We start from the raw sequence: 12,961 nt of genomic DNA on the forward strand, positions 1-12,961 counted from the left end.
AAGGATGAATCTTGATGGAGAGCCAATATCATACGATTTTGGTAGCAGTCGATGGATCAGAGACAGCAGATTTAGCATTTGAGAAGGCAGTGAAATTTGCCAAACTTGATCATGCTAAACTCGTCATCGCCCATGTTATCGATATTCAGACGTTTGCTAACGTACGTGCCAATAAACGTTTCATTGATCAAAACGTTACCGAATATGCACAAGAATTGCTCGATCGTTACGAAAAGCGGGCACGAGAAGCAGGTGTCGAGAAAGTTGAGCTGATCATCGAAAACGGCTCTCCGAAAACACTGATTCCAAAGGTCATCGCACCACGCGTTGGTGCGGGTCTGATCGTCTGCGGAGCAGTCGGGACGAATGCGATGGAACGAATCATGATTGGGAGTGTTTCTGAAAACATTTCCCGTTATGCAAAATGCGATATCTATATCGTCCGTCCGAAAACCTTGAAGTGACATAAAACAGCACACATCAGCCGATGTGTGCTGTTTTATGTCACGTTAGAAAGTAATAGAAAATGCCTAATAAAATCAGAATGATCGGGAGAAAAATGAAATACATCCAAGACATATTTTTTGCCGAAGTCTTGTGATCGTACTGCTCTTCTGCTGGTTGCTTAGCAATCCGCAACGTAAAGATGAGTCCGACGAGACAAATGACTAATGCGATCCAAAATAAAGTCAACATAAGCATGCTCCTCTCTTCCTTTATCATACAGAAATTGGTCATGTTCTGCATCGGTAAGTTGTGACAGTTTAGAGTTGACAGACTTCTAGTTGAGGGGCTAAACTAACTTCATAAGTTTAGGGGGTAAACTAAAAATGAAAGACAATTTACGTGAAGCAGTCCTCCTGTTTGAAGAAGTCATGATCCACGGAACAGAACGCGTGTTGAAGTCGGTCGAAGCACCCGTTTGGCAAATGTACTCACCGGAACAACTTCATGTGTTGAAGCTCGTCGGAAAATATGGACCGATTTCGTCCGGACGTCTCGCGGCAGTACAGGGTGTTCACAAAAGTGCCATCTCGAACCGGCTGAAAAAGTTGACGGAAAAAGGTCTCGTCATCGTCGAACGTCGAGAAGATGATCACCGAACGAAGTACATCTCTTTGACGGAAGCAGGTCGGTTAGTGGCAACTGAAGCGGAGCAAGAAATCTATACGTATTTGGAGAATTTGATTGAAGGAAAAGTCGAAGAAGAAGAAATCATCCAGTTCATTGAAACCTTCAAAAAGATTAAAGAGATTTTGCAGTTGAATGATTAAAAACAGACAGAGGGAAGAGGAGAATCAGACATGCGACAAATCGTCAAATGGCGCTGGGCAATTCTTGCATTATTGCTCATCGTCACAGTAGGTTTACTATTTACGGCACCAAACTTGGCAAAACAAGCAGAGGACGCAGGGGCGATTCAGCTTGCAAATGATGCTGATTCACAGCGAGCAGCTGATATTTTAGAAAAAGCGGGAGCAAGCGAAGAAACGATCTCGCTTGTCATTCCGCTCAAAGACAAAGTCAGCGATGCCGATCGAAAGTCGATCGGGCAAATCGTTCAGGATTTAGAAGCACTCGATCGTCCGGTCACGGATGTGCTCGATCCGTTTGAAAACAAAGAGACGGAAGGACAGCTCGTCTCAAAAGATAAAAAGACGGTCCTCGTACCGATCACAGTCGACGGTTCGCAAGAAGAGATCGTCAAACTGGCAAAACAAATCCGGACGGATCTTTTACCAAAGGATCAAAGGATTTATCTAACGGGTGAAGCGTTAATCAACGATGACGTTAATACGAGCTCGCAAGAGGGACTGAAGCGGACGGAACTGATTACCGTCGGATTGATTTTCGGACTGCTTCTGCTCGTCTTCCGTTCCATCGTCACACCGTTCGTACCACTTGTGGCAGTGGGCTTTACGTACCTGATCAGCCAATCACTCGTCGCCTTTTTCGTCGACTGGTTCGGATTCCCGGTATCGAACTATACGCAAATCTTCCTCGTTGCCATCCTGTTTGGGATTGGGACGGATTACTGTATCTTGCTACTGAGCCGGTATAAGGAAGAATTGACGGCAGGACACGATGTCGAGACAGCGATCGTCAACACGTATAAGACAGCAGGGCGTACGTTACTAATCAGTGGTCTTGCTGTTCTTGTCGGTTTCTCAGCGATTGGGTTTGCGGACTTCCCAATCTTCAAATCATCGGTCGCTGTTGCGGTTGGGATTGCCGTCCTCTTACTCGTCTTATTTACACTTGTCCCCTTCTTCATGGCGACACTCAAAGAAAAATTATTCTGGCCGTCAAAGAAGGCAGCGAGTCACCAAGATAGCAAACTGTGGTCACATTATGGTGGGTTATCGATCCGTCGTCCGTTACTTGCGATGATCATCGTTGCGATCGTCACGGTCCCGACACTCTTTACGTACGATGATGACCTCTCGTTTAATACTGTCGATGAGATTGGTGCGAAGTATGATACGGTCAAAGGACTGAATGCGATCTCGGATGGATTTGGAGCAGGTGAGTCGCTCCCGGTCAATGTCATTCTTAAGAGCGACAAAGATTTGATTACAGAAAAGACAGTTCCTTATGCGGAACAGTTGAGTCGTGAGCTCGTGAAAATCGACGGGGTCAAATCGGTTCGTTCGATTTCTCGTCCGACAGGCGAAATCATTAATGACTTCTACGTCGATCGTCAATTAAAACAAGTTGCTTCAGGCATGAAGAAAGCAACCGCCGGTCTTACGGACGTTCAGTCTGGTCTGACGACAGTTGAAGACAATCTCAACGGTATTACAGGACAACTACCGGCAGGAGACACGGCTTCAGCAGGAGCAAGTCAGTTGCAACAAGCAGCAGACGGACTTGGACAGATCAATCAACAGTTGACGCTCGTCGGTCAAGGTCTGCAATCGACTCAGAATATCCCGCAAACCATTGGGACATTAAATGCCTTGTCTGGTCAATTGAGCCAAGTTCAAGCTGGCATCAGTCAAGCAGCAAGTGGAATAGCCTCACAAGGAGCACAAGCCGGTCAACTTGGAAGTGGGCTGACACAACTTGCGGATGGTGTTGGTCAAGCAAACACAGGGCTTGCGAAAATTAGTAATGGTCTAGATGACATTTCGAATTTGTTAACCGAGATGGGACAAGCGACATCGATCCGTGGGACAGGTGTGTTCGTGCCAAAAGATACGTTATCGGACAAGGCCTTTAAGCCAGCAATTGACCGTTACGCGATTGATCAGCAAACCGGATTGAAGTTTGAAGTCATCCTCGAAGATGATCCGTATTCACCAGAAGCGATTCAAACCGTCGCTGCAATCAAAAAGACGACAGCGAATACGATTAAAGGGACACCGTTTGAAGACAGCACTGTCGTATATGGCGGAATTTCAAGCGTCAACAGTGACTTGAATGATACGTCGAAAGCCGATTTCAAGCGAACAGTGACCGTCATGTTGATCAGTCTCTTTGTGATTTTAGCGATCATGTTCCGTTCGTTGATCATGCCATTGTTCATGATTGGTTCGTTATTGCTGACGTATTATACGTCGATGTCGATCGCTGAGCTGATCTTCGTCAACGGTCTTGGATATGACGGCATCAGTTGGGCGGTTCCGTTCTTCGGATTCGTCATGTTGATTGCCCTTGGTATCGATTATTCGATCTTCCTACTCGATCGTTTCCGCGAAGAGACGATCAAGGGACTCGATACGAAGGAAGCGATGTTCCTGTCGATGAAAAAGATGGGATCTGTCATCATCACGGCAGCGATCATTCTTGCAGGAACGTTCGGAGCGATGATGCCGTCTGGTGTCTTGAGCCTCGTTCAAATCGCGACGATTGTCATCACAGGTCTACTTTTGTATGGACTAATCGTCTTACCACTCTTGATTCCAGCGATCACAGTTTCGTTTGGTAAAGGGGTCTGGTGGCCGTTTCGATCAAATGCCAAAAAATAAGTTTTTCATGACGTATACTAAGAGCAGAGTATAAGGAGGTAGAACATGCAACACTTCAAACGACTGACTTCACGGATTTGGTATCAGACACCGGTCAGCGAGACGGATCGCCCGATTCTCGCCGTCGTGCGTGGGGAGAAGCATCAATTAATGATTGACGCAGGAAACTCGTCAGCCCATGCCGCTTTGTTTTTAGAAGAAATGAAAAAACACAATCTTGGATCACCTGACTTATTGGCATTGACCCACTGGCACTGGGATCATATTTTTGGAATGAAACATCTCCGTCTGCCATCGATGGCAACACAGCAAACAATCACTCGCATGAAAGAGATGCAACCATACGCTTGGACGGATGCAGCGTTACAAGAACGAATGGATCAAGGGATCGAGATTCCGTTTTGTGCGGATGCGATCAAGCTCGAGTTTGGTACGACACGCGATATTGAAGTCGTCTTACCGACGATTGGCTTTACTGGACAATTGGAAATTGACTTAGGTGGCGTGCAGTGCCAACTGATTGAAGTCGAAAATGATCATTCTCCTGGTAGCCTACTCGTCTACATTCCGGAAGAACGCGTCGTGTTCTTAGGAGACGCGATGTATGCGGATATCTTTTCATCGAAGTGGAATTATACGGTCGAACGGACGAAGCGCTTACTCGCAACAATCGATCGTTTAGAAGCCGATTATTATGTCTGGTCGCATGGAGAAGCGATGCCGAAGTCTGAATTTGAAGAAGAGGTCAACATATTGCGTCGAGCCATTCGTGTAACGGAAGCGACCGGAGGACGACTGAAGGATATGCGGATCTTATATGCAGAAGAGACAGGACGATCGTTGACGGAAGACGAAACCGAAACATTGATCTATTTTGCAAATGGAGTGAAATGACAGATCGTAACAAGGGATAAAATGGAGGACGTTGAAATAAAAAAGTACTACGAGCTTGTTAAAGGGAGCGGTACTATATGACAAAGCCAAAATTCGAACGGGATGAAACCATCGATCGCGTCTTTTTTGGAAAAGCGGGCATCTTTTCATTTTTGGTTATCGTGGGAGGCATTCTATATCTACTATATGATTTGTACGTACAATGATCGGAACGCATGCGTTCCGATTTTTTGAATTCAGGGGAGTGCACGAAAACCAGATATTGGGTAATGACTTGCGTGAGACTGTTAGTGAAAGTGAGAGGAGATGTCGGATGAAACGAATTCAAATTGCGGATTTTGATCGACGCATGCCATCGATTGAATTGGTCGAAAAGGATGATCACTATGAAGCGATGCTTGTACCGAGTTATGACCATACGTATCCTTCGACACAAATCCGGACGATCCGCTTAGCGGATATCTCCGTCAATCTGTTTGTCACCCCGGAAGAAACACTACTTGTTTCTGCGCTTTTTCATAAACCGGTTCAAGTGACGGATATCGTTTCCTGGATGCAGTTGTATACGATTAGTTTTGCCCAGTCGGATGAGACTGGTTATTTCGTCGAACAAGCAGATGAAATTTTAGAAGTCGTCTTGTATCAGAAACATCCGATCGTCATCGCGACACGTGGTCAGGATCGATTGTATTACGATACGACGGGAGCAATCGAGGTCCGGCGGGCGACGAATGAATCGGTCGGCGAGCGTCCCTTGCTTTATTTGAACGGGGAAGCCTGGTATGGTGTCCCGCGCTTGTCGTTCAATCGAATGAAGGATGAGTTGCACGTCAATGGAACGTTTTTATATGCGGACTATATGGACGCACACCATGGAAAAATCGGTTTCTTTCGCGAGAATGATCCCTCTCTACCAATCGTTTTGCTCGTCGGTCAGGCAATCGTTGAGATTGAACTGACCGAGAATCCGGACGGTTCACGCGTCCTGATTTTAGAACAACCATATGACGAAGCATGAAAGTGCACAAAAACCGTTCAGCAGATGAACGGTTTTTAAGTGAGACCGTGAAATCCCTTACAAAATATGCGAAGATAGTAAAGAGACAGACCAAAGGGGTTGATGGGGACATGGCGAAAGAAACACCGCGTAATTCTAAATGGATGCGTTCCTATAATCGGGCACTCGTCTTGCGACTGATTCGGATGCATCAACCGATTTCGCGGGTTGAGTTAGCACAACGGACGAACTTAACGAAGCCGACGGTATCGAACATCGTCAGTGAATTGATTGCAGAACAACTCGTAACGGAGCGAGAGCTTGGGATATCAAATGGGGGACGAAAACCGATCATGCTCGAACTCGTCGCAACAGAACAGTACGTCATCGGCATCGATGCGACGAGTCACCAATTCATCGGAGTCGTCGCGGATTTAAGTGGTAATACGATTCATGAGTCCGAAGCCGTGGGACGTTTTGAGACGAATGAAGAATTGATTGAAGCGATTGGTCGATTATGCGAGACCTTGATTGCACAGACACAAGGACGGGGAACGATTCACGGTATCGGGATCTCCGTCCACGGGATGGTCAATCCGGAGACAGGTGTCATCTTGTTTGCACCACGTTTCCACCTGCATGACGTTGAGTTGAAGGTACAACTTGAAGCACGCTTTGACTATCCTGTCTTCATCGAAAACGATGTTCGAGCACTCGCTTCGTTTGAGCTATTATTCGGTGAAGGTGTTGGGGTCGAACAATTCTTTTATCTCTATGCCGGGGAAGGCATCGGGGGTGCTTATGTGCTCGATGGACAGCTTGTCGACGGACAACATCATATTACGGGAGAGGTCGGACATATGCGTCTTGATCTCGATGGACCGATTTGTTCGTGTGGGAACAGAGGATGCCTAGAAGCATTAGCAGGCGAAAAAGCATTGTTACGGGATTATGCTGTCGTGGATCCGCAAGTCATGACGATTGCTGATTTGCGCAAACGGTTAAACGAACGCGATGAACAAGCAGTTCGTACATATGAACGGGCGGGGGAATATATCGGAATCGGTGTCTTGAATACGATTCATCTCCTGAATCCACGCCGGATTTTACTTGGGGGACCGATGTTTGAGCTCGCACCCACGATCGTTGATCAAATCAAGGAACGGGTCGAGCACACGGCGTTGACCGCTGCTTCACGTGAAACCGATGTCAAGATGGTTCCGTGGGGTGAAAAACAAGGAGCACTCAGTGCGGCTGCCCTTGCGACAAATAGTTTATTTCAAACGATTTAATGAAGGCTGACTCAAAAAAAGAATGACGCGTCTTTTCACGCCCTTTCCTCAGGCGAGACACAAGCCAGTTTTCCTGCTCCGTTGAAGCAGGAAAGCGGGTCTTGTTCGTCTCTGACAGCGCATAAATGCGCTTTTCCTGTAGGAGTGGCGCGAAACGCGTCATTCTTTTTGTTACGAGATAAGGATGGCAGATCATCATTCTGCCATCCTTATCTTTGTAGAGACTGACTTTTGAGTCAGCCCCTTGTTATTCAAAAAATAATTTATTGAAACCGTTTACAAGTTAAAAACCAATGTGCTATAGTCGATATAAAGTTAGATAATAAATTTAATTTACTAAGTTCGTGGTCAACTAAGTGGAGGTGGATGCAGGTTAGCAGGGGCTAATCAAGCTGAAGCAGGAAAGGGAGGCATCGCGCAATGGAACCACACGATCCATGGGTTTCGTACCGTGAAGCTTTCGGGCGTTACGGAGCAATCCGCGGTTTTTATTTTCATCGGTCAACGCAACAGATGACAGAACAGGGTCCAGGCGATGTCCCGACAGACGAGCAGGATATCGTGCTCGTCCGACCACGACGTGACGGTGTGTTTCAATTCCGGATGTCATCGGTACAAGGGGTCCTGACGATCCGTTCATCCGAGCTACACATTCGAAAAAATGAGAGCGGATACATTGAATTACGCGCACTCATGCAACACATGCGCTCTGCCGGTTGTTTGACGCTGGGTGGAGAGTTATATCTCTTCGTGCGACCGGACGTCGATACGCTGGCATACCGTCTTCGATTGATCGCCCGTGTATTGATTCAGCTACAGGGAATGCCGATTCAGACGAAGGTGATCGAAGAATGGTGCCGACAAGCACTAATCGAAGGGGAACACGCTAGACGATACGCTTGACTACTTACACATAAAAGGGGAGCTCTTACATGAAATTCAAAAAAACGAAACTCGTTGCTGCAGCATCAGTCCTAACATTATCCGCATTCCTCGCCGCTTGTGGTGGCGAAGACGAGCAACAAACGAAAACAAAAGACGGTAAGACGATCGTATGACAAACCAGACGTTAGAAGCACAATTTGAACAGCGGTTTGGCTCACCGTCGACGCATCGCTTTTTTGCCCCGGGTCGGATCAATTTAATCGGTGAGCATACGGATTACAATGGCGGTCACGTCTTTCCGTGCGCGTTAACGTTCGGTACGCATGCGATCGCGCGAAAACGAGACGATCAACGTTTCCGCTTCTACTCGCTGAATTTTGAGCAGGACGGCATCATCGAAGTCGCACTCGAAGAACTGGCGTATGACGCGAAGCACGGTTGGGCGAACTATGCGAAGGGTATGATTTCAGTCCTACAGGAAGCAGGATACCGAATCAATACAGGATGCGACATCTTGATTCAAGGTGACATCCCGAACGGAGCCGGTCTTTCGTCATCCGCTTCACTTGAACTCGTCATCGGAGTCTTGCTCGATCGATTGTATGGATTAGACATTCCACGTCTTGATCTCGTTCGGTTTGGTCAACAGGTCGAAAACCGTTATATCGGCGTCAATAGTGGTATCATGGATCAATTTGCGATCGGTATGGGGAGAGCGGGAGCGGGATTGTTGCTCGATTGTGAGACGCTCGACTATACGTATGCCCCACTCGATTTGACGGGATATACGATCATCATCATGAATACGAACAAACGCCGTGAACTGGCAGATTCGAAATATAATGAACGCCGGGCGGAATGTGAGGCAGCACTCGCTTATCTCAATCAGTTCACATCACGGGAAACGCTTGGACAATGGACGACGTCAGAATTCACGAAAGTCGCATGGGAAGACGAAATCTTGATGCGTCGTGCCCGACACGCGATTTCAGAAAATGAACGAACACTTCAAGCACTAGCGGCACTCGAAGCGGGAGAACTGAAGACGTTCGGTCAGTTGATGAATGCGTCACACGTCTCGTTACGGGAAGATTATGAAGTGACAGGGATTGAACTCGATACACTCGTCGAAGCCGCTTGGGAGCAACCGGGCGTGCTCGGCGCACGGATGACAGGTGCTGGTTTTGGTGGCTGTGCGATTGCGATCGTTGAAGACGAGGCAGTCGACGCGTTCAAACAAGCTGTCGGCGAACAATATGAAGCAAGGATCGGTTACCCAGCGACGTTCTATACGGCGGCGGTCGGTGACGGAGCACGTGAAATCGAACGGGAGGTCATCTAAATGGCAACTTTAGTCGTAGGTGGAGCTGGTTATATCGGCTCCCATGCTGTCTATCAATTGATTGATGCCGGAAAGGATGTCGTCGTCATCGACCATCTGCAGTCCGGTCACCGTGAAGCGGTTCATCCGCAGGCACGTCTATATGAAGGAGACATACGCGATCGTGCTTTTCTCGATCGTGTCTTTACGGAAGAGGCGATTGAACAGGTCATCCATTTCGCTGCTTTTTCACTCGTTGGCGAGTCGATGACGGAACCATTACGCTACTTTGATAACAACGTTTACGGAACACAAGTGTTGCTCGAAGCGATGATTGACCATGACATTAAACAGATCGTCTTTTCTTCGACGGCAGCCACATACGGGGAACAGGAGCAGATGCCGATTCTCGAGACAGCGGAAACGCGTCCGACGAATGCGTATGGTGAGACGAAGTTGATGATGGAGAAGATGATGCGATGGTCTGAACAAGCATATGGCTTACGTTATGTCGCATTACGTTACTTCAACGTTGCGGGTGCGCGTGTAACAGGAGAAATCGGGGAAGATCATACGCCGGAAACCCATCTGATCCCACTCGTCCTCGAAGTTGCCAACCGACAACGGTCAGAAATTTCGATCTATGGCGATGATTATCCAACGCCTGACGGTACCTGCATTCGTGATTACATCCATGTCGAGGACTTGATCGACGCACATATGCGAGCACTTGATCATTTGGCTGATGGAAACGAGAGTACGGTCTTTAACCTCGGTTCAAGCCAAGGGTTTTCCGTTCGGGAAATCATTGAAGCAGCTCGTCGCGTGACGGGACATCCGATTCCAGAACGGATCATTGAACGTCGTGCAGGGGATCCGAGTATCTTAATCGCCGGATCTGCCAAAGCAAAAGAAGTTCTCGGCTGGACACCACAACGCACCGACATCGAAACGATCATCCGTGATGCTTGGAATTGGCATGCACATCATCCAGAAGGGTACCGGACGAGCGTTCGTTAAAGAGAGACAGAATGAGGAGAGTGACGGCGATGAATGAACTTATCCAACAGTTAGTAGCGCAAGCGATCCAGGAACGATTGATTGAACCGGAAGATATGATCTATACTCGGAACCGGATTCTAGCACAAGTCGGTCAAGATGACTTTGAAGAAATGACCGACGTACCATCTCGCCCGATTCCAGATATATTGGATGACATGATTGAAGTGTTGATCGTAAGTGGACAGTTACCGGCACGTCTTGAAGACAAAGAGCAGTTCGCAGCAGATGTGATGGATATCTTCGTCGCCCGTCCGTCTGACGTGACAGCGACGTTCCGTCGTCTGTACGCTGAATCACCGGTAGCGGCGACAGATTACTTCTATCAACTGAGTCAAGCGAGCAATTACATCCAAACGAAGCGGATCGCTAAAAATAAACGCTATCAAGCGGATACGGCTTACGGGACGATCGATGTCACGATCAACTTATCGAAGCCGGAAAAAGATCCACGTGAAATCGCGGCAGTTCGGACGGAAGCACCGACGACGTCGAACTATCCGACCTGTCTGTTGTGCGTCGAAAATGTCGGCTACGCGGGTCGTGCGAATCATCCGGCCCGTGCGAATCACCGGGTTGTTCCGCTGACACTGATGGAAGAATCGTGGGCACTGCAATACTCACCATACGTCTACTACAATGAACATAGCATCATCCTGTCGCAGGAACATCGTGACATGGTCATCAATCGGGATGCATTTGCAAGGCTGATTGCCTTCGTTGAGCAGTTTCCACATTACTTCGCTGGTTCGAACGCTGACCTGCCGATCGTCGGTGGATCGATCCTGACGCATGATCATTATCAGGGCGGACGCTATACGTTTGCGATGGACCAAGCAAACGCTTTAACATCCTTTACGTTCCCGGATCAGCCGACAGTCACTGGGGAGACATTACACTGGCCACTGAGTGTGTTGCGTCTGAAGAGTAAAGATGCGTCGGCATTACTCAATGCTGCGACGACCGTCTATGAGACATGGTTGATGTACACGGATGAGAGTCAAGAGATCCGTTCACATACAGGCGAGACGCGACACAATACCGTGACGCCGATCGCTCGTCAACGCGACGGACAATTCGAGCTCGATCTCGTCTTGCGGAATAACCGGACGTCAGCAGAACATCCGGACGGTATTTTTCATACACATGCCGATATTCATCACATCAAACGGGAAAATATCGGTTTGATCGAGGTGATGGGACTGGCAGTCTTACCGGCACGTTTGCTCCAAGAATTGCAACAGGTCGAACAGTTCATCACAGGCGAAGTCGACGAAGTAGCAGCCGCTCATGCTGACTGGGCACAGGAACTAAAACAAGCGTATGTCGGACAACATGTCACGACATACGTCGAGCAAGCAGTTGCTGCAAAATTCGTACGTGGTCTTGAGGACTGTGGTGTCTTTAAACAGACAGAGGAAGGTCAGGCGGCGTTCGGGCGATTCGTTCAACTCGTGACGCGCCAACCAGTGGAGGAACAACGATGACACGACTACTTGAGAAAGAGTTGATTCGACATACATTACGTCAGGAAGGTATCGAAGTGACACTCTGGAACTATGGCGGCATTATCCAGGACATCCGGACGATTGATCGGGATGGTCATTTGGAAAGCGTCGTCTTAGGTCTAGAGACGGTGAAAGACTATCAACAACACTCGCCGTACTTCGGGGCAATCGTCGGACGCGTCGCTGGTCGAATCGGGCAGGCACGTTTCGAAGTAGAGGGAAAAGTCTATCCGCTCGTCGCAAATGACGGGGCGAATCATCTGCATGGTGGAATTCACGGATTTGATCAAGCGTGGTTTGATGTCATCGAAGCGACGGATACATTATTCCATTTGCGCTTAAAAAGTCCAAACGGAGAAGAAGGTTATCCGGGAACAGTTACACTCGATGTGTTTTATCGACTAAAAGATACGACATTGACACTTGAGATGTCGGCGGTGACGGATCAGACGACACCACTCAATCTGACGAATCATACGTACTTCAACTTATCGGGAAATGCGAAGCGGGATGTGTTAGATCATGTCTTGACGTTACCAAGCGACTGCTACTTACCGGTCCAGCCAGACGGCTTACCGACAGGGGAACAACGGGTCGTCTCCGGAACCCCGTTCGATTTCCGGAACGGTCAGTCGATTCGTGACGGGATTACGCTTGAGCATCCCGAGACGATTGCTGTTGGAAACGGCTATGATCATCCCTTCGTATTACGGGATGACACACTTCGACTTGAAGATCCGGTGTCCGGTCGTTTCGTCGACGTGACAACGAATCAGCCGACGGTCGTGCTCTATACGGGAACGCAACTGCTGACCGATTATACAGTTCATGGTGTTCCTGCTCGACCGTCGCTCGGTTTATGTCTTGAAGCACAAGTGCATCCAAATGCAATCCATGAATCTGATTTTCCATCAATCCTGTTATCACCTGGTGAGACCTACCACTGGAAAACAGCTTATCATTTTAGTGTAGTATCTTGAAATAAGCCCCGCTTCCCGTGTCCAATTGGACAGGGAAGCGGGGCTTATTTGTGG

The 12,961-nt window shown here is 48.1% G+C and carries 13 protein-coding genes; 12 read left to right on the forward strand and 1 reads right to left on the reverse strand.

Features of this window, described 5'->3' with window-relative positions:
* The first annotated feature begins 14 nt into the window (after nucleotides 1-14).
* A complete protein-coding gene (locus tag MKY22_RS02115) occupies nucleotides 15-464 on the forward strand; it encodes a universal stress protein (protein WP_312453069.1) in 450 nt (149 codons plus the stop codon).
* Nucleotides 465-504: 40 nt separating this feature from the next.
* Here the strand turns inward: MKY22_RS02115 and MKY22_RS02120 are convergent, their stop codons facing one another.
* Nucleotides 505-696, reverse strand: coding sequence for a hypothetical protein (locus MKY22_RS02120; protein WP_035411129.1), 192 nt, complete (start codon nucleotides 694-696; stop codon nucleotides 505-507).
* A 134-nt stretch (nucleotides 697-830) separates the two neighbouring features.
* On the opposite strand from MKY22_RS02120, the gene MKY22_RS02125 reads away from it, so the two are divergent.
* The 11 genes from MKY22_RS02125 (at nucleotide 831) to MKY22_RS02175 (ending at nucleotide 12,907) form a co-directional block, all read left to right on the forward strand.
* On the forward strand, nucleotides 831-1,274 hold the full coding sequence (locus MKY22_RS02125) for a MarR family winged helix-turn-helix transcriptional regulator (RefSeq protein WP_023466958.1): 444 nt from the start codon (nucleotides 831-833) through the stop codon (nucleotides 1,272-1,274).
* Nucleotides 1,275-1,304: 30 nt separating this feature from the next.
* Entirely contained in the window at nucleotides 1,305-3,971 is a 2,667-nt protein-coding gene (locus MKY22_RS02130) for an MMPL family transporter (protein WP_341086253.1), read from the forward strand.
* A 45-nt stretch (nucleotides 3,972-4,016) separates the two neighbouring features.
* Nucleotides 4,017-4,865, forward strand: a complete 849-nt coding sequence (locus tag MKY22_RS02135; RefSeq protein WP_341086254.1) for an MBL fold metallo-hydrolase — start codon at nucleotides 4,017-4,019, stop codon at nucleotides 4,863-4,865.
* Between the two features lie 313 nt (nucleotides 4,866-5,178).
* Nucleotides 5,179-5,883: a hypothetical protein gene (locus tag MKY22_RS02140; protein ID WP_035411117.1), complete on the forward strand. Its 705-nt coding sequence runs from the start codon at nucleotides 5,179-5,181 to the stop codon at nucleotides 5,881-5,883.
* Nucleotides 5,884-5,993: 110 nt separating this feature from the next.
* On the forward strand, nucleotides 5,994-7,154 hold the full coding sequence (locus tag MKY22_RS02145) for an ROK family transcriptional regulator (RefSeq protein ID WP_056063838.1): 1,161 nt from the start codon (nucleotides 5,994-5,996) through the stop codon (nucleotides 7,152-7,154).
* A gap of 420 nt (nucleotides 7,155-7,574) precedes the next feature.
* On the forward strand, nucleotides 7,575-8,057 hold the full coding sequence (locus MKY22_RS02150; RefSeq protein ID WP_035411111.1) for a hypothetical protein: 483 nt from the start codon (nucleotides 7,575-7,577) through the stop codon (nucleotides 8,055-8,057).
* A 29-nt stretch (nucleotides 8,058-8,086) separates the two neighbouring features.
* Nucleotides 8,087-8,212, forward strand: a complete 126-nt coding sequence (locus MKY22_RS02155) for a YgdI/YgdR family lipoprotein (RefSeq protein WP_251137651.1) — start codon at nucleotides 8,087-8,089, stop codon at nucleotides 8,210-8,212.
* The gene (locus MKY22_RS02160; RefSeq protein WP_341086260.1) at nucleotides 8,209-9,381 is read left to right on the forward strand and encodes a galactokinase; all 1,173 of its coding nucleotides are present in this window, start codon (nucleotides 8,209-8,211) and stop codon (nucleotides 9,379-9,381) included. Before MKY22_RS02155 ends, MKY22_RS02160 begins: the two co-directional genes overlap by 4 nt.
* On the forward strand, nucleotides 9,382-10,380 hold the full coding sequence (galE, locus tag MKY22_RS02165; RefSeq protein WP_341086264.1) for a UDP-glucose 4-epimerase GalE: 999 nt from the start codon (nucleotides 9,382-9,384) through the stop codon (nucleotides 10,378-10,380).
* 29 nt (nucleotides 10,381-10,409) lie between these two features.
* A complete protein-coding gene (locus MKY22_RS02170; protein ID WP_341086266.1) occupies nucleotides 10,410-11,906 on the forward strand; it encodes a UDP-glucose--hexose-1-phosphate uridylyltransferase in 1,497 nt (498 codons plus the stop codon).
* Nucleotides 11,903-12,907, forward strand: coding sequence for an aldose epimerase family protein (locus tag MKY22_RS02175; RefSeq protein ID WP_341086269.1), 1,005 nt, complete (start codon nucleotides 11,903-11,905; stop codon nucleotides 12,905-12,907). Before MKY22_RS02170 ends, MKY22_RS02175 begins: the two co-directional genes overlap by 4 nt.
* The last annotated feature ends 54 nt before the right edge of the window (nucleotides 12,908-12,961 follow it).

The sequence above is a fragment of the Exiguobacterium sp. FSL W8-0210 genome (genome assembly GCF_038006045.1).
Classification (GTDB): Bacteria; Bacillota; Bacilli; order Exiguobacteriales; family Exiguobacteriaceae; genus Exiguobacterium_A.